Here is a 20,516-nt window from a genome sequence, read left to right as displayed (position 1 = left end):
ACGGCGACCACGGCCACGGAGGCCACGGCGACCACGGTCACGGCGGCCACGGAGACCACGGCGGCCACGGCGGCCACGGCGGTCACGGCGGCTACTGATCACATCCGCAGGCTGAGCGGACCGGTGACGGGAGGACCCGGTCCGCTTCGCCTATCCCCGAGGAACCCGTGCCATGGCGCATCTCCTGCGGCGTCTGCTGTCGGTGGGCGAGGCCTCCGGCGGCGTGGTCGCGGCCGCGCCCGCGGTGCCCCCCGGCGCGGTGTTCCGGCGGTTCTGGCCGTACACCCGCGGAGCCCGCCGCTGGCTCGTGCCCGTCGTCTTCTTCAGCCTGGCCGGCCCCGCCGTCGACGCCGCGGAGATCTGGCTCTTCAAGATCGTCGTGGACGACGTGCTGGTCCCCCGGGACCTGCGGCCGTTCCTGTGGATCGCACCGCTCTACGTGGGGCTCGTCCTGTGCTCCGGCGTCCTGGGGGTCGCCGACGACGTCACGTCCACCTGGGTCAGCGAACGCTTCCTGCTCTCCCTGCGCGCCGATGTGTTCCGGCACGTCCAGGGGCTCTCGCTCGGCTTCTTCGAACGCCGGCGGCTCGGGGACGTGCTCTCGCGGGTCACCGGTGACGTCGACGCGGTCGAGACCTTCCTGCTGTCGGGAGTGGCGGACGCCCTGTACTACGTGATCCGGCTCGGCGTCTTCCTCGGTCTGCTCGTCTACCTGCGCTGGGACCTGACCCTGCTCGCCCTCGCCATCGTGCCCCTGTTCTGGGCGGCGGGCCGGCACTTCTCACGGCTGATCAAGGAGGCGTCGCGCGAGCGCAGGCGGCTCAGCGGCTCGATCAGCGCGATCGCCGAGGAGTCGCTGGGCAATGTCGCCCTCGTCCAGGCGTACAACCGGCAGGGGTGGGAGGAACGCCGCTTCGAGCGGGAGAGCGCCGGCCGGTTCCGTGCCGCGATGGCCTCGGCGCGGATCCGTGCCGTCTACGGGCCCGTCGTCGAGATCATCGAGGTGGCCGGCGGCCTCGCGGTCATGGGCCTGGGCACCTGGAAACTGACGCAGGGCCAGCTCACCCTCGGCGGACTGCTGGTCTTCCTGGCCCTGATCGGCAAGCTCTACGGCCCGGTGCGCGGCCTGTCCGGGCTCGGCACCACCTTCTACGCGGCGTCCGCCTCGGCCGAGCGGATCATCGAGCTGCTGGACCAGCGGCCGCAGGTGACCGAGGCCCCGGGGGCCCGGCGGACCGGCCGGACGCGCGGCGAGGTGGAGTTCGACGGCGTGTGGTTCCGCTATCCCGGCACGGGCGATTCCGCGTCCGGGGGTCCCCCCGCCCGGGCCGAGCGGGAATCCGGGGAACAGCAGAGCGCGCAGAACCCGCCCTGGGCGCTGTCGGACGTGTCCTTCCACGCGGCGCCCGGCGAGACGGTGGCGCTGGTCGGGGCCAGCGGCGCCGGCAAGTCGACGCTCGCGAAGCTGCAGCTGCGCTTCTACGACCCCGACCGGGGAGCGGTCCGCCTGGACGGGGCCGACCTGCGCAGCCTGCGCCTGACGGACGTGCGGGAGAACGTCGCGGTGGTGCTGCAGGAGACACTCGTCTTCCACGGCACCGTGCGGGAGAACATCGCCTACGGCCGTCCGGACGCGGCGGAGGCGGACATCGTGGCCGCGGCGCGCGCCGCCGACGCGCACGAGTTCATCACGTCTCTCCCGGACGGCTACGACACGCTGGTCGGGCAGCGCGGCCGGACGCTGTCCGGCGGGCAGCGCCAGCGCCTGGCGATCGCCCGCGCGATGATCAGGGACGCCCCCGTCCTGCTGCTGGACGAGCCGACCACCGGGCTCGACGTACGGTCGGGCCTGCGGATCATGGACCCGCTGCGCCGGCTCATGTCCGGGCGGACCACCGTCGTCATCTCGCACAACCTGCTGACCGTCCGCGACGCCACCCGCATCGTGGTGCTCGACCACGGCCGGGTCGTCGAGCAGGGCACCCACGACGATCTGCTCGCCCGTGGCGGCGCCTACGCCCGGCTCCACCGGCTAAACGCCGTGCCCGGCCCCCCGCTCCCGCGCAAGGTGCCCTCGTGAACGTTCCCGGGGCCCGCACGGCCCCGCCCCTGGCACCGGGCACCACGCCGGTGCCGGGCTACCGGGTGCTGGCGCACCTGACCCGCACCGGCTGGCTCGACGTCTACGACGTCTGGAGCGAGCAGCGGGCCTGCCGGTGCGTGCTCAAGGCGGTGCGTCCCGACCGCCGGGGCGAGCAGCGGCTGCGGGAGCGGCTGCTGCGCGAGGGACGGTGGCTGCGCGAGTTCACCCATCCCCACCTGGTCCGTGCCTACGAGACCGTCGAGTCGCCCGAGCCGCTCGTCGTCCTGGAGACCCTGACCGGGGAGACGCTCTCCCACCTCCTGGACAGGCTGCGGCGCCGGCCGGCCGCCGCCGACGTGGCGCTGCTGGGGGTGCAGCTGTGTTCCGCGGTCCACTACCTCCACGGCCGGGGCGTGCTGCACCTGGACCTCAAACCGTCCAACGTGGTGGTGGACTGCGGTCATACGAAGGTGCTGGACCTGAGTGTGGCCCGGCCGCCCGGGCCGGCGCCCGCGGGCCTGGGCACGTTCTGCTACCTGGCCCCGGAGCAGGCCCGCGGCGGGCCGCTCACCGCCGCGGCCGACGTGTGGGGCATCGGCATCACCCTGTTCGAGGCCGCCTGCGGAGTCCTGCCGTTCGGCCGCGGCGGGCCGGCGGCCGAGGAGACCTGCGACGGGCAGGAGTCCGAAGACGGCACTCCCGCCGGCCCGCCCGCGGGGTATCCGCAGCTGGAGCGGGGTGCCCCGCCGGTCGCGTCCCTGAGGCGTCTGCCCGCCGCTCTCGCCGCTGCCGTCGACGGCTGTCTCAGGGCCGATGCGCCCTCCCGTCCCACGGTCGCCGAACTGGCCGCCGCCCTGGAGGCGATGCTGCCCGTCCAGCCACCGCCCGGGGCCCGGCGGGCGGCGCATGCGGCCCGCGTCTGAGGGCCGGCGGAGGGGGCCGGCGGGCGGCTCCGTCACGCCCGGGTCACGACCTGGCCCGTCTGCAGAGGTGCCCGGGCGAGGACCGTGCCGTCCGTGGTCACGATGTGGGCGCCGGACACCGCCTTGGGATCGATGGCGGTCTGCCCGCCCCACGAGCCGTGTCCGTCGCGCAGCAGGAAGTCGCCCACGGGCACCGTCGTGCCGTCGGAGTGTTCGAGCACGCAGCGGACCTTGCCGTTGTACGGGGCGCCGGTGCCGGTGAGTGTGACGGTCATGAAGATCCAGCCGTGGGGGCCGGGCTGGGCGTAGACGTCGCCGACCGGGTGCCCGCCGCCGGTCGGGATCATGTCGCCGACCAGCAGGGGTTCGCTCTCCACGGCGGCCGGCGGCGAGGCGGTGACCTCCTGGACGGCGGTGCCGACGGCCCAGCCGGCGAACCCGATGGCGAGCGCGAGTGCGGAGGCGACCGCCGCCACCCGCAGCCGCGCACGGCGGGCCCGGCCCCGGATGCCCTTGTGCGCGAGACCGCGCGTGCGGTCATGGGACCGTGCCTCGTGCGCCGCCGCGTCCTGGGCCACCTTGCGGGCCACCCGGGCCTCGAACCCGACCGGCGGCTCGCTCTCCGGCAGCAGACCGATCAGCCGGTCGCCGACGAGGGTCAGCTGCTCGACGTACTCCCGGCAGTCGGCGCAGTGGTCCAGATGCGCGACGGCCGCCGCCCGCTCCCGGCCGGGCAGCACTCCGAGCGCGAGCTCGGCGCCGATCTCGCGCAGGTTCTCGCAGGTCACGTCACGGGACATTTTCGCCTCGGTTCGGAGACGCGAGCGTGGACCGCAGTTTCGCCATCGCCGTCCTGATCCGTGTCTTCGCCGTGCCCAGCGGGACGCTCTCCGCGTCGGCGATCTGCTGGGCCGTCATGCCGTAGATGCCGGCCATCACCAGGGCGCGGGCCTGTTCCCGCGGCAGCCGCGCCAGGGCGGCTCGGAGCTGGGAGGAGGCCTCGTCGGCGAGCGCCCACTGTTCGGGGGTCTCGGTGACCACGCCGAGCAGGCCGTCGAGGTTCTCGGGGGCCACCGGCTCCGTCCGCCGCGCACGGACGGCGTCGATGGCGAGGTTGTGCGCGATGGTCGTGAGCCAGGTCGTGACCGATCCGCGGCGCGAGTCGTAGATCTGCGCATGGCGCCAGGCCCGCTCGAACGTCTGCTGAGCGATGTCCTCGGCGAGCTGTGGATCCCTGGTGACCGCCATGGCGACTCCGAACACCCTGTGCTGGAACCTCCGGACGAAGGTGACGGCGAGTTCCGGGTCGCCTGTGGCCAGTCCGGACAGCAGCGCTTCGTCCGGAAGGCGGCCCACAGGTGACCGGAGACCCGACACACCTCTGTATACGGTCGGCCGCCGCCAGGAGATTGCGTGCCCGCCACGGAAGATCACCTTCCTATTCTGCGCCGCCGGGCGGGGCCCTGCATGCGGGTCAGTGACCGTTCTGCGCCAGCCGCAGCAGATGGTCCGCCAGCGCCTGTCCCCCGGTCGGGTCCCGGCTGATCAGCAGCAGGGTGTCGTCACCGGCGATGGTCCCCAGGATGTCGTGCAGCTCGGCCTGGTCGATGGCCGAGGCGAGGAACTGGGCGGCCCCCGGCGGGGTGCGCAGGACCACGAGGTTGGCGGAGGCCTCCGCGGAGATCAGCAGCTCCTGGGACAGGCGCCGCATCCGCTCCTCCTTCGCCGACTCGCCGAGCGGCGCGCGGGGCGTGCGGAAACCTCCCTCGCTCGGCACCGCGTAGATCAGGTCGCCGTCGTTGTTGCGGATCTTGACCGCGTTCAGCTCGTCGAGGTCCCGGGACAGCGTCGCCTGGGTGACGCTCAGCCCGTCGTCGGCGAGCAGCTTCGCCAGCTGGCTCTGCGAGCGCACCGCCTGCCGGTTGAGGATGTCCACGATCCGGCGGTGCCGTGCGGTGCGGGTCTGCGGTACGGCGGGCCCGGCGGCCGCCGCCTGATCATGGTCCTGCGCCTGGCTCATCGTCGTCTCATTCTCCGGATCGTCCGTCCCCGTTCGCCGGGCTCGCCGCCTCGAGGATGCCGGGCAGCGCCTGGAGGAGGGCACCTGCCTCGTCGTCGCGGAGGTTCAGCGGCGGCATGAGCCTCACGACGTCGGGGGCGGGCGCGTTCACCAGGAAACCGGCCTCCTGGGCCGCCTGCTGCACCTGCGGTGCGTGCGGCCCGGTGAGCACGATACCCAGGAGGAGGCCGGTACCCCGGACATAGTCGATCAACGGGTGGTTCAGCGCCTCGATTCCGTCCCGCAGCCGCTCGCCCTGCCGCTTGACGTTCTCCAGCAGTCCGTCGTCCGCGATGGTGTCGAGGACGGCGAGGCCGGCCGCGCAGGCCACCGGGTTGCCGCCGAAGGTCGAGCCGTGGTGGCCGGGCCGGAAGAGTTCGGCGGCCCGCCCGAAGGCCACGGTGGCGCCGAGCGGCAGCCCGCCGCCCAGTCCCTTGGCGAGGGTGACGACATCCGGCAGGACGCCCTCGTGGGCCTGGTACTCGAACCAGTTCCCGGTGCGGCCGACGCCCGTCTGGACCTCGTCGAGGACGAGCAGCGCCCCGGTGGCGGCGGTGATCGCCCGGGCCGCCTTGAGATAGCCGGCCGGGGGCACCACCACGCCGTTCTCGCCCTGGATGGGCTCGATGACGACGAGCGCCGTCTCCTCGGTCACCGCCGCGGCCAGCGCCTGCGCGTCGCCGTAGGGGACGTGCGTGACGTCGCCGGGCAGCGGCAGGAACGGCGCCTGCTTGCCGGGCTGGCCGGTGAGCGCGAGGGCGCCCATGGTCCGGCCGTGGAAGCCGCCCGTGGTGGCGACCATGTGGCTGCGCCCGGTCAGCCGGCCGATCTTGAACGCGCCCTCGTTGGCCTCGGCGCCGGAGTTGCAGAAGTAGACCCTGCCGTCCCGTCCGAAGAGCTGGAGCAGCCGTTCGGCGAGGGCCACGGGCGGCTCGGCGACGAACAGGTTGGAGACGTGGCCGAGGGACGCGATCTGCCTGCTGACGGCCTCCACGACGGCCGGGTGGGCGTGGCCGAGGGCGTTGACCGCGATACCGCCGACGAAGTCGAGGTACTGCCTGCCGTCGGCGTCCCACAGCCGGGCGCCCTCGCCGCGCACGAGGGCCAGCCGAGGAGTCCCGTAGTTGTCCATCAGCGCGCCCTGCCAGCGCCCGGCCAGCTCTGCGTTGGTCGCGGTACCCGTCATGACTGCTCCCCCTCGGCGTCGTCGGGCACGACCATGGTGCCGATGCCCTCGTCGGTGAAGATCTCCAGCAGGATCGAGTGCTGGACCCGGCCGTCGATGACCCGGGCGGTCCGTACGCCGCCGCGCACGGCGTGCAGACAGCCCTCCATCTTCGGCACCATGCCGGCGGACAGCTCCGGCAGCAGCTTCTCCAGCTGCGATGCGGTGAGCCGGCTGATCACCTCGTCGGACTCGGGCCAGTCCTCGTAGAGGCCCTCGACGTCCGTGAGGACCATGAGGGTCTCGGCCCCCAGTGCCGCAGCGAGTGCCGCAGCCGCCGTATCAGCATTGACGTTGTAGACATGTCCGTCGTCCTGACTGCGGGCGATGGAGGAGACGACCGGGATGCGGCCGTCGGCGAGCAGTGCCTCGATCGCGCCCGTGTCGATCTCGGTGATCTCGCCGACCCGCCCGATGTCGACCGGCTCGCCGTCGATCTCGGGCCGGTGCCTGGTTGCGGTGATGGTGTGCGCGTCCTCGCCGGTCAGGCCCACGGCCAGCGGTCCGTGCTGGTTGAGCAGGCCGACCAGCTCGCGCTGCACCTGTCCGGCGAGCACCATCCGTACGACGTCCATGGCGTCCTCGGTGGTGACCCTGAGACCCGCCTTGAACTCGCTGACGATGCCGTGCCGGTCGAGGGCCGCACTGATCTGCGGGCCGCCGCCGTGCACCACGACCGGCTTGAGACCGGCGTGCCGCAGGAAGACGACGTCCTGGGCGAAGGCGGCCTTCAGCTCCTCGTTCACCATGGCGTTGCCGCCGAACTTGATGACGACGGTCTTGCCGTGGTGCCGGGTGAGCCAGGGCAGCGCCTCGATGAGGATCTGGGCCTTGGGCAGGGCGGTGTGCTTGCGCGTGGTTCCGGTGCTCATGAGGAGTAGGCGCTGTTCTCGTGGACGTAGTCGGCGGTGAGGTCGTTGGTCCAGATGGTGGCGGTCGCGCTGCCGGCCGCGAGGTCGGCGACGATGTGCACCTCGCGGTAGCGCATGTCGACCAGCTCGCGGTCCTCGCCGACGCCGCCGTTCTTGCACACCCAGACGCCGTTGATGGCCACGTTGAGCTGGTCGGGCTCGAAGGCGGCCCGGGTGGTGCCGATCGCGGACAGCACGCGGCCCCAGTTGGGGTCCTCGCCGTGGATCGCGCACTTGAGGAGGTTGTTGCGGGCGACGGAGCGGCCCACCTCGACGGCGTCGTCCTCGGTCGCGGCATTGATCACCTCGACCTTGATGTCCTTGCTGGCGCCCTCGGCGTCGCGGATCAGCTGCTGCCCGAGGTCGTCGCAGACCTGCCGTACGGCCTCGGCGAACTCGTCGTGGCCGGGAGTGATGCCGGAGGATCCGGAGGCGAGCAGCAGCACCGTGTCGTTGGTGGACATGCAGCCGTCGGAGTCGACGCGGTCGAAGGTGACCCTGGTGGCGGCGCGCAGGGCACGGTCCAGCACCTCGTCGCCGAGGTCGGCGTCGGTGGTGAGCACGACCAGCATGGTGGCGAGGCCGGGGGCGAGCATGCCCGCGCCCTTGGCCATGCCGCCGACGGTCCAGCCGTCCTTGGTGACCACGGAGGTCTTGTGGACGGTGTCGGTGGTCTTGATGGCGATGGCCGCCTTCTCGCCACCGTGCTCGGACAGCTGGGCGGCGGCCGCCCCGATGCCCGGCAGGAGCTTGTCCATGGGCAGCAGCACGCCGATCAGACCGGTGGAGCAGACGGCGACCTCGATGGCGCCCCGGCCGAGCACCTCGGCCGCCTTCTCGGCGGTGGCGTGCGTGTCCTGGAAGCCCTTGGGGCCGGTGCAGGCGTTGGCGCCGCCGGAGTTGAGGACGACGGCCGACACCTGGCCGCCTGCGAGGACCTGCTCGGACCACAGCACCGGCGCGGCCTTCACGCGGTTGGAGGTGAAGACGCCCGCGGCGGCACGGCGCGGCCCGTTGTTGACCACCAGAGCCAGATCCGGGTTGCCGTTCTCCTTGATCCCGGCGGCGATGCCCGCCGCCGTGAATCCCTTGGCTGCCGTGACACTCACGGTGCGACTCCGATCGTCGAAAGCCCGGTCGTCTCGTCGAGACCCAGGGCGATGTTCATGCTCTGGACGGCACCGCCCGCGGTGCCCTTGGTCAGGTTGTCGATGGCGCTGATCGCGATGATGCGGCCCACCGCCGCGTCGTATGCGACCTGCACCTGAACGGCGTTGGAACCGTGGACGGACGCCGTCGCCGGCCACTGGCCCTCGGGGAGCAGACGGACGAACGGTTCGTCGGCGTAGGCCTTCGCGTAGGCGGCGCGCAGCGACTCTCCGGTGACGCCCGCCCGGGCGGTGGCGCTGCACGTGGCGAGGATCCCGCGGGGCATCGGCGCGAGAGTGGGTGTGAAGGAGACCGCGATCCGCTCCCCGGCCGCCCCGGTGAGGTTCTGGATCATCTCGGGGGTGTGCCGGTGGCCGCCGCCGACGCCGTACGGCGTCATGGAGCCCATGACCTCGCTGCCGAGCAGGTGCGGCTTGGGTGCCTTGCCGGCGCCGGAGGTGCCGGACGCGGCGACGATCACCGCCTCGGGCTCGGCGAGGCGGGCCGCGTAGGCCGGGTACAGGGCGAGGGAGACGGCGGTCGGGTAGCAACCGGGCACCGCGATGCGCCTGGACCCGGTGAGCCGGGCGCGGGCGCCCGGAAGTTCGGGGAGGCCGTAGGGCCAGGTGCCGGCGTGCGGGGAGCCGTAGAACGTCTCCCAGTCGGCCGGGTCCTTCAGCCGGAAGTCCGCGCCCATGTCGATCACGAGGACGTCCGGGCCGAGCTGCTCGGCGACGGCGGCGGACTGCCCGTGCGGCAGCGCCAGGAAGACGACGTCGTGTCCGGCGAGCGCCTCGGGCGTGGTCTCGGCCAGCACCCGGTCGGCCAGCGGCAGCAGATGCGGCTGGAGCGCGCCGAGTGGCTGGCCGGCGTTGGAGTTGCCGGTCAGGGCACCGATCTCGACCTCGGGGTGGGCGAGGAGCAGGCGCAGGACCTCTCCGCCCGCGTATCCGCTCGCTCCGGCCACCGCCGCACGTACCGCCATGTCCATCCTCCTCTGGATGGCATGACTATACGTATCGATGCACTTTTATGCAATCGACTTGGGGAGCATGACCCACCGGGACACGACGAAGGTGACCGGGATCGCCGCCGCCGAGGCGAGCAGTGGGGCGAAGCGGCTGCCGGCGTGCAGGACGTCGACGATCACGTACACCCCGGCGGTCGTGATGAGGAAATTGGTGACGTTGGTCAGCGGGAACAGCAGGAATTTCCGCCAGGTGGGCCTCGTGCGGTAGGTGAAGCGCGCGTTCAGGAAAAAGGATCCGACCATACTGATGAGGAAAGCCAGAGTATGCGCGGCAAGGTAGGGAAGCCAATTGAGAAACAACAGGTAAAGACAGTAGTAGGTGGCCGTATTCACGACTCCGACCACAGCAAAGGTGAGGATCTGCCTGGACATCAGGGGATGAGATCTTTCGTCCGTTCCACATTGGTCGCCTTCACCAGGAAGTGCGGACGGCCCTTCACCTCGTAGTAGATGCGGCCGGTGTACTCCCCGATGACTCCCAGCATGACCATCTGGACACCGGCCAGGGCGGTGACGGCGGTGATGATGGTCACATACCCCGGTGTCTGGACCCCGTTGACCAGGGCGGCGCCCACGATCCAGGCCGTGTACAGCCCCGCGCACAGCAGCAGGCCCATGCCGAGCCACAGGGCGGCGCGCAGCGGCCGGTTGTTGAAGGACAGCAGGCCGTCCAGGCCGTAGTTGAGCAGGCTGCGGAAGGACCAGGAGCTGCTGCCCGCCTCACGCGTCGCGTTCTCGTACTCGAAGGTGGTGCTCGGGAAGCCGACCCAGGCGAACAGGCCCTTGGAGAAGCGGTTGTACTCGGTGAGGTCCAGGATCGCGTCCACCACGCGGCGCGAGAGCAGGCGGAAGTCACCCACGCCGTCGACGAGTTCGACGTCGACAAGGCGGTTGATGAGCCGGTAGTACAGGCGGGCGGTGAAGGTGCGGGCGAAGCGGTCGCCGGTGCGGGTGCGCCTGGCGATGACCTGGTCGTAGCCCTGCGCGCGCAGCTTCACCATCCGCTTGATCAGCTCCGGCGGGTGCTGGAGGTCGGCGTCCATGACCACGACCGAGTCGCCCGCGGCGTGCCTGAGGCCGGCGAGCAGGGCCGCCTCCTTGCCGAAGTTGCGGCTGAAGGAAACGTAGCGCACCCGGGAGTCCCGCACGGAGAGGTCCTCCAGGACGGCGAGCGTGCGGTCGCGGCTGCCGTCGTCGACGTACACGAACTCCATGTCGTGGCCGAGCGGCAGCAGCTCGTCCGCGATCTTCTGGACCTCGACGTGGAAGCGTTCGAGAACGTCTTCCTCGTTGTAGCAGGGCACGACGATCGATATCAGCATGGCGGTCCCTCCAGGGGAGCGGTCACAGGGCGGTGGCCACGCGCTCGCGCGGTGGTGTGGTCGTGGACGGTGCCGGGGCACGTCGGCGGCGGACGGCGGTGAAGGTGGCGAGCACGGCGAGCACGAGGAGCGAGGCGCCCCCGACGGCCGTGCCCAGCCGCAGGCCGGGCGGGTGGAAGGTGCAGGTGAGACTGGTCGCGGAACCGTCGAGGGGCATGGCGATCAGCCCGTGGTACTCCCCCGCGGGCGCGGCGGGGGCGTCGCCCGCCGCGCAGCGCCAGCCGGCGATCCGGGGCGCCGCGACGACGGCGGTGCCCCGGCTGCCGGGCGGCAGTTCGGCCCGGATCGTGCCGTCGGAGACGGTCACCCGGGTGGCGCCGGTGGCCCTGAGCCGTTCGACGGCGCTGTGCAGCCGGGCGGTGTCCAGGCAGCCGACCGCGCCGTCCGGGACCATGCTCGTCTTGTCCGGCGACAGCTCGATCCGCAGGCGGCCGGAGGCCGGAACCGTCCCGAGCCGCTGCATGGGCGCGATCTTGGTGACGGGGTGGTCGGACCGGAACCGTCCGGTCGGGCCCTGCGCCGGGGCGCCGGTGAGCCGCGCGGTGCCCGACAGGTGCGGCGCCCACAGGTACACCTCGCTGCCGGCCGGGCACCGGGCCGTGATGGTGGGCCTGCGCACGACGGTCGCGGCGGGCAGCGCGCCGATGCGCAGGCCGGGCCGGTCGTCGTCGCTGCGGCTCGGCACCCGGCCGGCGCTGGTGCGCACGGTGAGGCGCGGCACCGTGTAGACGCGGGTGCCCAGCAGCAGTTCCTGGTTGCGGTACGGCGACGGACCGAAGGCGGAGAGGCCGGCGTGCGCGGCGGCGCCGGACGGACGGACCGTCACCAGGGGCGGCACCTCCTGGCGGGACACGGTCACCCCGCTGCCGTCCTGCGGGAACCAGTTCTGGTGCGGGTCGGGCGGGGAGTGCACCCGGGCGCCCACGGAGAAGATCGCGTCGGTGACGGCGTTGTCGAGGCTCTGGAGGTTGCGGCCGCGCGAGGTCCAGCCGCCCCCGAGCGCGGTGAGCGTGCGGCTGAGCACGTCGGACGTCAGGCTGCTGTAGTACTGGGCGCCCTGGCCGCCGACCAGCATCGGGTCGTTGCCGACGGTCTGCTCGCGTCCGGGGTCGGTGCGGTACCGGGGCCAGCCGTCGGCCTCGGAGACCGCCGCCGCCTGCCGCGACTGCCGCTGCCCCCAGGGCGCATAGTCGTCCATGTGCGCGAGGCGCATCCGGGTCGCCACGGCGGAGGTGGCGGCAGTCTCGCCGATCTGCGCGCCGAGCAGCAGCACGACGGCCAGGACGGTGAGCCGGTTGCGCCGCCCGGCGCCGGCACGGCCGAGCAGGGCGAGTCCGCCGAGCGCGCCGGCGGTGGCGAGCAGCAGCACCGGCCAGGCGAAGAACCGGACCACGTGACTGCTGCTCGCGACGAGGGCGATCAGGGCGAGGAGTCCGGCGGCCGCCGTGAGCGCGCGCCGGTCGGGCAGGCCGTACGCCAGCGCCTGCCAGGCGGCGATCACCAGCAGCCCGCACAGCACGAACGCCTGGCGGTAGGGGCTGCCCTGCGGGGTGGCGAAGGCGTGCCAGACCAGGTGGGTCGGCGCCCACTGCAGGGAGAGGGTCACCAGGAGGACGAGGAGGGTCCAGCCCGTGCGCACCCGGACGGGGACCGCGCGGTGGAACGGCAGGGCGAGGGCGAGCAGCAGGGCGGTGATGCCGACGTAGAGGGCGGGGGACGCGAAGCCGTAGGTCGCCGGCAGCAGCCGGGCGAGCAGGTCCTCGTTGCCCACCGGGACGAACTCGCGGACGCGGCCCGGGTAGGCGTGCTTGGTGCCGAAGTAGACAACGGTGACCAGCGGGGCGGCGAGACCCATGCCGAGGACGACGATGAGGGCGGCGCGGCCCGCCGCCGCGAGCGCCCGGCGGCGGGGCAGGTCCGCCAGCAGCAGCCGGAGCAGCAGGACGAGTGCGGCGCCCAGGGTGGCCATGTAGGCCGTGTAGAAGTTGGCGGCCCAGGCGAGGGCCACGACGAGGACGCCGAGGTAGCGGCGGCGTCCGGCGAGCGCCCATTCGCCGACCAGGCAGAGCAGGGGCAGGGCGATGAGCCCGTCCAGCCACATCGGGTTGTAGGAGGCGTCGGCGACGCTCCAGCCGCACAGGGCGTAGGAGGTGCCGAGCAGACCGGCCGCCCACCAGCGGCCGGAGCGCAGGGTCAGGAGCAGACAGGCCATGGCGGCCGCGGCCGCGGCGGTCTTCAGGGCGGTGACGACGTACACCGCGAGATCGATCTCGTCGCGCGGGAAGAGGGCCACGAGCAGCGCGAACGGACTGCTGAGGTAGGTGCCGAGGTCGGGCAGGAAGCTGGAGCCGTAGCCGGACTGCCAGTTGACGAGGAGGCCGCCGTCGGCCCTGCCGTGCAGCAGGTCCCACAGGTGGGCGTGGAAGGGCACGTACTGGTTGCCCAGATCGTTGACGCTGCGAGTGCGGGGACCGAAGGGGTAACTGCGGGCGAGGGTGTCGGCGGCGCAGAACGCCGTGATCGTGACGGCCGCGGCGAGCAGGGCGGCGGCCCGCCTCGGTCGGGATATTTCTTTCACACCCTGTTCCTGTCCGGGAGCCGACGCGCACTGCTGTGAGCGGCGCCACTTCTGCCGGGCGAAGTCGAGCAATGCATTTCGGGCGGTCCCCCACAGAATGTATGCCTCATCGATTCGCCGTCTTAGACGGAACAAGTTTCACGTTGGTTGTGCGTGCACCGAAAAGTGGGGTGACTTCTTCCGAATACGGGAAACACCGCGTGAATTTCATGAAGTCCGGGAAAACAGTGGCTTTCCGAATGGTGATAGTCAGGTGAACCGCCCTGACGGGCCGCTGCGGAGAGTGAGCGCGGACCGGGCCGGTCGTCCACGGACGCGTCCGGCACGGCAGGATGGGAAACGGAACAGGGGGCGGACGCGCGTCGGCGGACACACGAACAGGCAGACGGACAGGGGTGATGATGGGCGAGTTCTGGCCCATGGCCGACGTCCTGGCCCATCTGGCCGGAGGCTGGCGGGTGGAGCGGACCGTGCGGGACCTGGCGAGCGGGAGCGACGGGCACTTCGAAGGGGTCACCGTCTTCGGCCCGCTCGACGGCGGCGGGCTGCTGCACGAGGAGTCGGGTGCGTTCACCTGGCAGGGCGTGACGCGGGACGCCACGCGGACGCTGCGGTTCCTGCCGGGGAGTGCGCCGGGCACGGCGGACGTACGGTTCGCGGACGGCCGGCCCTTCCACGAGCTGGACCTGACCACGGGGCGGTACGTCGCCGATCACTCCTGCTCGGCCGACCTCTACCGGGGGGAGTTCACCGTCACGGACGCCGACCACTGGCGCACGGTGTGGCGGGTGGGCGGACCGGCCAAGGACCTGGTGCTGACCACCTGCTACGCGCGTGTGCGCTGAGCCGGCGCGGCGTCGAGGCGGAGGTTCCAGCGCCCCGCGCGTCCGGTCACGGTGGTCGTCGACAGGGGACGGACGTCGATGTTCCAGTAGGTCGCGGGCGGCGCCTTGAGGGCGTACACCAGGGCCGCGCGGATCACGGAAGGCTCGGCGACGGCGACGATCCGGCCACCGTCCTCGACCGGGCGGGTGTCCAGCCAGCCGCCGACCCGGGATATGAAGGCCAGCAGTGACTCGCCGCCGTGCGGGGTGGAGCGCGGGTCGGCGAGCCAGGCGTCCACGGCGTCCGGCTCACGGGCCATCGCCTCGCCCAGCGTCAGGCCGCCCCAGCGGCCCATGTCGCAGTCGCGCAGGGCGAGCTGCACCAGCGGGGCGTACCCGAGGGCGTCGCCGGTGGCACGGCTGCGCGGGGTCGGGGAGCAGTAGCGCAGCTCGGCCGCCGCCAACGGCAGCAGGTCCCCGGCCAGGCTCTGCACCTCGTCCCAGCCGGCCTGGTCCAGCGGCCGGTCGTCCTGGAAGCGCTCCGCGAGCAGCGGGGAGCTGCGCGCTGAGGCGACGAACGTGACCCGAAGTGGCATGCGGTGATGGTGGGCCGCGCGTGTGCGCAGGTCAAGGGCTGCCGCCTGTGAGCTACCCGGGGTATGCGAGCGCTTACTCGAACGGGAGCAGCATCCACTGGTCGGGGCGCTCCAGCGGCCCGAAGCCCAGCTTCTCGTACACGCCGTGCGCGTCCTCGGTGGCCAGCAGCATGCGGCGCAGGCCGAAGGGCCGCAGGTGGTCGAGGATGCGGCCGACGAACGCCGTGCCGACGCCCTTGCCGCGCACCGAGGGGTCGACGTACACATCGGCGAGCCAGGCGAACAGCGCGCGGTCGGTCACCACGCGCGCGTAGGCCACCTGTTCGCCCGAGCCGACGGCGTACACCCCGAAGTTGATCGAGGACGCCATCGCGCGCTCGTGCTTCTCCCGGGGACGGTCGATCGCCCAGTACGCGTCGGCCGACAGCCAGCCGTGGACGCGGCCGACGTCGACGCGGGCGGTGTCGGCGGAGAACTCGTAGCCGTCGGGGAGGTCGGGTGCGTCGCTCATGCGGTGGATCCTCACAGGCCGGCGAGGCCGGCGTCGAACGGATTTACCCGCCCGCCCCGCCCCACCCGGCCGACTGGACTGCGTCCCACCCGGCCCTGTGGACCACGCCCCGCCCGCCGGGGCCAGAGGCCACGTCCCGCCCGCCGGGGCCCGCGTCACCCACCTGCCCGAACGGCACGTCTAGAGCACCTCGTCGCACGCCACCCGCAGCCGCCGCACCCCCTCCTCGATCTCCCCCGTCCCGGCCACCGCCGCAAAGCTCAGGCGGAGGTGGCTCGCCGGCGGCTCGGCGCTGAAGTAGGGACGGCCGGGCGTGACGGCCACCCCCGCGCGCAGGGCCGCGGCCGTCAGGGACGCCTCCGCCCCGGAACCGAGCGCCCGGGAGGTGCTCCCGTTGCCGTCGGGGAGGCGGAGCCAGAGGTGGTAGCCGCCGGACGGGATGTGCGGCAGGGCGAGTTCGGAAAGGTGGCGGGCGAGTGCGGCCGTCATGGCGTCGCGGCGGGTCTTCAGCTCGGCCGACAGCGCCCTCAGATGGCGGGGCCAGGCCGGTGAGCCGACGAGTTCCAGGGCGGCCTCCTGGAGCGGCCGGGGGACGAAGAAGCTGTCCACCACCTGGATGGCGCGCAGGCGCTCCAGCACCGGTCCGCGCGCGGCCAGCGCGCTCACCCGGAAGCTGGGCGAGGTCGCCTTGGTCAGCGAGCCGACGTGGACGACGACGCCGTCGGGGTCGTCGGCGGCCAGCGTGCGGGGCAGCGGGCCCGAGTCGGCGTGCACGAGTCGCCGTACGTAGTCGTCCTCGATGACGAACGCGCCCGCGGCGCGGGCGATGCGCAGCACCTCGGCGCGGCGGTCCGGGGCGAGGACCGCGCCGGTCGGGTTCTGGAACAGGGGCTGGCAGACGAACACCCGGGCACCGGTGGCCTTGAAGGCGTCGGCGAGCAGGTCGGGCCGTACGCCGTCGGGGTCGACCGGCACCGGGACCGGGCGCAGGCCGGCCGAGCGGGCCAGGGCCAGCATGCCCGGATAGGTGGGCGACTCCACGAGGACCTGGGCGCCGGGCGGGGCGAGCGCCCTGAGCGCCGTGGCCAGTGCGGACTGCCCGCCGGCGGCGATCAGTACCTCGGCGGCCGTGACGGCACCGCCGATACCGCGCGCGAACCACTCCCGCAGCTCCGGCAGGCCCTCCAGCGGGGGCCTGCCCCAGGCGCCGGGCCGTCGTCCGGCGCGGGCGAGGGCCGCGGCCATCGCCCGCTCGGGCTGGAGGGAGGGGTGGGGGTAGCCGCCGTTGAACTCCAGCACGCCCGGGGGCGGTGCGGCGAGGCAGATCGTGACGCCGGAGGCGTCCACCGTGCGCGGTACCAGGTCGGCGGCGCCCTCGGCGCTCAGCGCGACCTCCTGCCAGGAGGTGTCCCCGGCGGACCCGGCGGCCCGCGGCCGCGCGCGGAAGGCGCCGGCACCGGGCCGGGTGACCACCAGTCCCTCGGCGGCCAGCTGGGCCAGGGCCCGGGAGACGGTCACGGGGCTCACCCGGAACCGCTCGACCAGCGCCCTGCTCGATGGGAGCTTTCCACCAGGAGAGTAGCGGTCCATCTCCCGCCGCAGCTGTTCTGCCAGTTCACCCACACTGCTACGCTCAGACATGAAAGTACAGAGTAGCGCTACTACGACGACGGCGATAGCGGTCCCCCCTCCCCGCGAGCACCGGTCCCTGGGCACGGGCCTTGCCGCACTCGGCGTGATCGCCTTCTCCCTCACCTTCCCGTCCACCGCATGGGGCCTGGAGAGCTTCGGCCCCTGGTCCCTGGTGGCCGTGCGCAGCGTCCTCGCCGCGCTCGTCGCGGGAGTGTGTCTCCTGGTGCTCAGGGTGCCGCCGCCCGCGCGGCGGCATCTGCCGGGTCTCGCGGTCGTCGCCGCCGGCGTGGTGGCCGGCTTCCCGCTGCTGACCACGCTCGCCCTGCAGACCTCGACCACCTCGCACGCCGCCGTCGTGGTGGGCCTGCTCCCGCTGACCACCGCCGCCTGCTCGGCGCTGCGCACGGGTCACCGGCCCTCGCGCCGGTTCTGGCTGGCGGCGCTCGTCGGCGCGGCGGCCGTGATCGCCTTCACCGTCGGCCAGAGCGGCGGCACGCTCACCGCCGCCGACGGATACCTGTTCGCCGCGCTGCTGGTGTGCGCGGCCGGATACACCGAGGGCGGCAGGCTCGCCCGCGTCATGCCCGGCTGGCAGGTCATCGGCTGGGCGCTGGTGCTGTGTCTGCCCCTGAGCGTGCCGGCCGCCGCGCTGGCGCTGTCGTCCGAACCGGTGCACCCGACCTGGCACGGCGTGACGGGTCTGCTGTGGGTCTCGGTGGTCTCGCAGTTCCTCGGGCTGGTCGTCTGGTACCGCGGCATGGCCGCCATCGGGATTCCGAAGGCCAGCCAGTTGCAGTTGGCCCAACCGCTGCTCACACTGGTGTGGTCGGCGCTGCTGCTGGGCGAGCACCTCGCGGCGGCCGCTCCGCTGACCGCCGTCGCCGTGCTCGTCTGCATCGCCGTCACCCAACGGTCGTGACCGTGAGGAGGGCCTGATGCGCGCAACCGTGGGCGACCAGCTTGTCCAGCACGGCAGGGTGGTCGGCGAACACGACCACATCTCGGAGGTCGTGGAAGTGCTGGGTTCCGAGGGCAATCCGCCGTACCGCGTCCGCTTCCAGGACGGGCACGAGGCGATCATGTCCCCCGGCCCCGACTGCCAGGTCAAGCACAAGGACAAGAACCAGCACTAGATCAGCGCGGTGGTTTCGCCGGCTGCCCGTAGTGGTCGGCGACCACCCGCGCCATCGCCCCGATCGGATCCGCCGCCACCTCCTTGGCGGCGAAGAAGACATGCCCGCGCACCTGCGGATACCGGGCCGCGAGGGTGAGATGCCGGGACAGCTCCACGGGGTCACGCCACTCCGAGGGCTGTCCGGCCGCCCCCGCCCTGTAGAGGGCCTCTCCGATGTACAGCTGTGTCCCGGTGCCCTCGGCCGCCTTCGCCCACCAGTCGACCAGGGTCGCGTAGTCGGCGGCCGCGAAGCCGATGTGCCAGTACAGCTGCGGGACGATGTAGTCGATCCACCGGTTGCGGACCCAGGTGAGCGTGTCCGCGTACAGGTCGTCGTAGGTCTGCACGCCCGCCTGTGTGTCCGAACCACGGGGGTCGGTCGTGGCGTTGCGCCACACCCCGAAGGGGCTGACCCCGAAGCGGGTGCCGGGACGCACCCGTCCGACGGCCGCCGCCATCTCCTTCACCAGCGTGTCGATGTTGGCGCGGCGCCAGGCGGCCCGGCCGGGGAAGTCGCCGCCGTGCCGGTCGTAGGCGGCGTCGTCGTCGAAGGTCTGGCCCGCGACCGGGTACGGGTAGAAGTAGTCGTCGAAGTGGACGGCGTCGACCGGGTACCGGGCGACCGCGTCGAGCATGGCCTGCTGGACGAAGGCGCGGACCTCGGGCAGGCCGGGGTTGTAGTAGAGCTTCCCGCCGTACGGCACCGCCCAGTCCGGGTGTCTGCGCGCCGGGTGCGAGGCGACCAGCCGGCCGGGGTCGGTGTGGTTGGCGATGCGGTAGGGGTTGAACCAGGCGTGCAGCTGCAGGCCCCTGGCATGGGCCTCCTGGACGGCGGTGCCCAGCGGGTCCCAGCCCGGGTCCTGGCCCTGGGTTCCGGTGAGGCACTCGGACCAGGGCTCGTACGGCGAGGGCCACAGCGCATCCGCGGTCGGCCGCACCTGGAGGACCACCGTGTTGAGCCGGTCACGTACCGCCCTGTCGAGGTGGGCGATCAGCTCCGTGCGCTGCGCGGCGGCCGTCAGGCCCGCCCGCGAGGGCCAGTCGCGGTTGGACACGGTCGCCAGCCACACCCCCCGCATCTCGGCTGCCGGGGGCGGCTCGTGATCTTCCGGGCCCGGCCGGGCCGGCACGGCCGCGGCTCCATGGGCCATGGTCAGCGTCGACAGCGCCGCCAGCGCGAACGCACGCCGTGACATACGCCCCATCTGCACACCCCCATACGCTCCGGATCCGTCACGTCACGGATCGTTCCGCGCCCCAGGATGCACCCACCCGGGCGATCGATCATCGATACTTGGCGGTAACGTGCACGATCGGAGCAGGCGCCGAACCCGGGGTCCTGCCTGAGCCGGAGAACACCAGCGAAGGGAACGATGTGACCGACATCGAGCGCGTCGGAATCGTGGGCTGCGGCCAGATGGGCGCCGGCATCGCCGAGGTGTGCGCCCGCGCGGGACTGGACGTGAAGGTCGCCGAGACCACCGGCGAGGCCCTGGAGATCGGCCGCACCCGGCTGTTCAACTCCCTGACCAAGGCCGCCGAACGCGGCAAGATCAGCGAGGAGGAGCGGGACTCCACGCAGGCGCGGCTGAGCTTCACCACCGATCTCGGCGAGTTCGCCGACCGCGATCTCGTGATCGAGGCCGTGGTGGAGAGCGAGCAGGTGAAGACGGAGATCTTCCAGGTGCTCGACCAGGTGGTGACCCGCGCGGACGCGATCCTGGCCTCCAACACCTCCTCCATCCCGCTGGTGAAGCTGGCGGTCGCCACCTCCCGCCCCGACCACGTGGTCGGCATCCACTTCTTCAACCCCGCTCCGGTGCAGAAGCTGGTCGAGCTGATCCCGGCGCTCACCACCTCCGAGGGCACCCTCAGCCGCGCCCAGATGTTCGCCGAGAAGGTGCTCGGCAAGCACGCCATCCGTGCCCAGGACCGCTCCGGGTTCGTCGTGAACGCGCTGCTGGTGCCCTACCTGCTGTCCGCGATCCGGATGTTCGAGTCGGGCATCGCGAGCCGCGAGGACATCGACAACGGCATGGAGATGGGCTGCGCCCACCCGATGGGCCCGCTCAAGCTGTCGGACCTGATCGGCCTGGACACCATCGTCTCCATCGCCAACTCGATGTACGCCGAGTACAAGGAGCCGCTGTACGCCGCTCCCCCGCTGCTGCAGCGCATGGTCGAGGCGGGCCGGCTCGGCCGGAAGTCCGGCTCGGGCTTCTACACCTACGGCTGACCCACGGCCGACTGCGGCCGACTACGAAGAGCGACGCCCTGCGGGCCCGGCACCGAACTCGGTGCCGGGCCCGTCTGTTTCACACACCGTGTGCGCGCCGGGCACGCATATGCCCTTCGCACACTCTCCCCACGCGCCCACCAGGCGAGTTCACTCTTCATGCGCATGCAAGGGATGCGGAACAACCACGTTCGACTACAGAA

At 72.4% G+C, this 20,516-nt stretch carries 20 protein-coding genes; 6 read left to right on the top strand and 14 right to left on the bottom strand.

Features of this window, described 5'->3' with window-relative positions; genetic code table 11:
- Nucleotides 1-172: 172 nt before the first annotated feature.
- Both ACFZCP_RS14030 and ACFZCP_RS14025 read left to right on the top strand, forming a co-directional pair.
- Complete coding sequence (locus tag ACFZCP_RS14030; RefSeq protein ID WP_391427094.1) at nucleotides 173-2,080, top strand: ABC transporter transmembrane domain-containing protein; 1,908 nt, start codon at nucleotides 173-175, stop codon at nucleotides 2,078-2,080.
- Nucleotides 2,077-3,006: a protein kinase gene (locus ACFZCP_RS14025; RefSeq protein WP_391427092.1), complete on the top strand. Its 930-nt coding sequence runs from the start codon at nucleotides 2,077-2,079 to the stop codon at nucleotides 3,004-3,006. Before ACFZCP_RS14030 ends, ACFZCP_RS14025 begins: the two co-directional genes overlap by 4 nt.
- 32 nt (nucleotides 3,007-3,038) lie before the next feature.
- Here ACFZCP_RS14025 and ACFZCP_RS14020 read toward each other — a convergent pair whose 3' ends face one another.
- The 10 genes from ACFZCP_RS14020 to ACFZCP_RS13975 all read right to left on the bottom strand — a co-directional run bounded on the left by ACFZCP_RS14020 (nucleotide 3,039) and on the right by ACFZCP_RS13975 (nucleotide 13,340).
- Nucleotides 3,039-3,806: a hypothetical protein gene (locus ACFZCP_RS14020; protein WP_391427090.1), complete on the bottom strand. Its 768-nt coding sequence runs from the start codon at nucleotides 3,804-3,806 to the stop codon at nucleotides 3,039-3,041.
- Complete coding sequence (locus ACFZCP_RS14015; protein ID WP_362686576.1) at nucleotides 3,796-4,383, bottom strand: sigma-70 family RNA polymerase sigma factor; 588 nt, start codon at nucleotides 4,381-4,383, stop codon at nucleotides 3,796-3,798. Before ACFZCP_RS14015 ends, ACFZCP_RS14020 begins: the two co-directional genes overlap by 11 nt.
- A 97-nt stretch (nucleotides 4,384-4,480) precedes the next feature.
- Nucleotides 4,481-5,026: an arginine repressor gene (locus ACFZCP_RS14010; protein WP_391427087.1), complete on the bottom strand. Its 546-nt coding sequence runs from the start codon at nucleotides 5,024-5,026 to the stop codon at nucleotides 4,481-4,483.
- A 7-nt stretch (nucleotides 5,027-5,033) separates the two neighbouring features.
- The gene (locus ACFZCP_RS14005) at nucleotides 5,034-6,251 is read right to left on the bottom strand and encodes an acetylornithine transaminase (protein WP_391427085.1); all 1,218 of its coding nucleotides are present in this window, start codon (nucleotides 6,249-6,251) and stop codon (nucleotides 5,034-5,036) included.
- Nucleotides 6,248-7,162, bottom strand: coding sequence for an acetylglutamate kinase (gene argB / locus ACFZCP_RS14000; RefSeq protein WP_362686567.1), 915 nt, complete (start codon nucleotides 7,160-7,162; stop codon nucleotides 6,248-6,250). The genes ACFZCP_RS14005 and argB overlap by 4 nt, the downstream gene beginning before the upstream one ends.
- The gene (argJ, locus tag ACFZCP_RS13995; protein ID WP_391427082.1) at nucleotides 7,159-8,310 is read right to left on the bottom strand and encodes a bifunctional glutamate N-acetyltransferase/amino-acid acetyltransferase ArgJ; all 1,152 of its coding nucleotides are present in this window, start codon (nucleotides 8,308-8,310) and stop codon (nucleotides 7,159-7,161) included. Before argJ ends, argB begins: the two co-directional genes overlap by 4 nt.
- Nucleotides 8,307-9,335: an N-acetyl-gamma-glutamyl-phosphate reductase gene (argC, locus tag ACFZCP_RS13990; protein WP_391427079.1), complete on the bottom strand. Its 1,029-nt coding sequence runs from the start codon at nucleotides 9,333-9,335 to the stop codon at nucleotides 8,307-8,309. Before argC ends, argJ begins: the two co-directional genes overlap by 4 nt.
- Before the next feature lie 45 nt (nucleotides 9,336-9,380).
- Entirely contained in the window at nucleotides 9,381-9,752 is a 372-nt protein-coding gene (locus tag ACFZCP_RS13985) for a GtrA family protein (RefSeq protein WP_362686558.1), read from the bottom strand.
- Nucleotides 9,752-10,702: a glycosyltransferase gene (locus tag ACFZCP_RS13980; RefSeq protein WP_391427076.1), complete on the bottom strand. Its 951-nt coding sequence runs from the start codon at nucleotides 10,700-10,702 to the stop codon at nucleotides 9,752-9,754. The genes ACFZCP_RS13985 and ACFZCP_RS13980 overlap by 1 nt, the downstream gene beginning before the upstream one ends.
- Before the next feature lie 22 nt (nucleotides 10,703-10,724).
- Entirely contained in the window at nucleotides 10,725-13,340 is a 2,616-nt protein-coding gene (locus tag ACFZCP_RS13975) for a YfhO family protein (RefSeq protein WP_391427074.1), read from the bottom strand.
- A gap of 401 nt (nucleotides 13,341-13,741) precedes the next feature.
- Here ACFZCP_RS13975 and ACFZCP_RS13970 point away from each other — a divergent pair, with 401 nt between their 5' ends.
- Nucleotides 13,742-14,185: a DUF6314 family protein gene (locus ACFZCP_RS13970; RefSeq protein WP_391427612.1), complete on the top strand. Its 444-nt coding sequence runs from the start codon at nucleotides 13,742-13,744 to the stop codon at nucleotides 14,183-14,185.
- Here the strand turns inward: ACFZCP_RS13970 and ACFZCP_RS13965 are convergent.
- The 3 genes from ACFZCP_RS13965 to ACFZCP_RS13955 form a co-directional block, all read right to left on the bottom strand.
- The gene (locus ACFZCP_RS13965; RefSeq protein WP_391427072.1) at nucleotides 14,167-14,760 is read right to left on the bottom strand and encodes a histidine phosphatase family protein; all 594 of its coding nucleotides are present in this window, start codon (nucleotides 14,758-14,760) and stop codon (nucleotides 14,167-14,169) included. The two genes, ACFZCP_RS13970 and ACFZCP_RS13965, sit on opposite strands and share 19 nt — an antisense overlap.
- Nucleotides 14,761-14,833: 73 nt before the next feature.
- Nucleotides 14,834-15,271 carry a GNAT family N-acetyltransferase gene (locus ACFZCP_RS13960; protein ID WP_391427069.1) on the bottom strand — a complete coding sequence of 146 codons (438 nt, stop codon included), beginning with the start codon at nucleotides 15,269-15,271 and terminating at the stop codon, nucleotides 14,834-14,836.
- A gap of 180 nt (nucleotides 15,272-15,451) precedes the next feature.
- Nucleotides 15,452-16,912, bottom strand: coding sequence for an aminotransferase class I/II-fold pyridoxal phosphate-dependent enzyme (locus tag ACFZCP_RS13955; protein WP_391427067.1), 1,461 nt, complete (start codon nucleotides 16,910-16,912; stop codon nucleotides 15,452-15,454).
- Here ACFZCP_RS13955 and ACFZCP_RS13950 point away from each other — a divergent pair.
- Together ACFZCP_RS13950 and ACFZCP_RS13945 are read left to right on the top strand one after the other, a co-directional pair.
- A complete protein-coding gene (locus tag ACFZCP_RS13950) occupies nucleotides 16,911-17,822 on the top strand; it encodes an EamA family transporter (protein WP_391427065.1) in 912 nt (303 codons plus the stop codon). The genes ACFZCP_RS13955 and ACFZCP_RS13950 overlap by 2 nt on opposite strands.
- A gap of 16 nt (nucleotides 17,823-17,838) precedes the next feature.
- Nucleotides 17,839-18,036: a DUF1918 domain-containing protein gene (locus ACFZCP_RS13945; RefSeq protein WP_362686538.1), complete on the top strand. Its 198-nt coding sequence runs from the start codon at nucleotides 17,839-17,841 to the stop codon at nucleotides 18,034-18,036.
- Between the two features lies 1 nt (nucleotide 18,037).
- Here the strand turns inward: ACFZCP_RS13945 and ACFZCP_RS13940 are convergent, their stop codons facing one another.
- Nucleotides 18,038-19,273, bottom strand: a complete 1,236-nt coding sequence (locus ACFZCP_RS13940) for a family 10 glycosylhydrolase (RefSeq protein WP_391427062.1) — start codon at nucleotides 19,271-19,273, stop codon at nucleotides 18,038-18,040.
- Between the two features lie 179 nt (nucleotides 19,274-19,452).
- Between ACFZCP_RS13940 and ACFZCP_RS13935 the strand changes: the two genes are divergently transcribed.
- Nucleotides 19,453-20,313 (top strand): 3-hydroxybutyryl-CoA dehydrogenase, encoded by an 861-nt coding sequence (locus tag ACFZCP_RS13935; RefSeq protein ID WP_391427060.1) that lies wholly within the window; start codon nucleotides 19,453-19,455, stop codon nucleotides 20,311-20,313.
- The last annotated feature ends 203 nt before the right edge of the window (nucleotides 20,314-20,516 follow it).

The organism is Streptomyces sp. NPDC007971, assembly GCF_042958635.1.
Classification (GTDB): domain Bacteria; phylum Actinomycetota; class Actinomycetes; order Streptomycetales; family Streptomycetaceae; genus Streptomyces.
The sequence above is the reverse complement of the archived record's forward strand: the minus strand, read 5'-3'. Positions and strand labels throughout refer to the sequence as shown.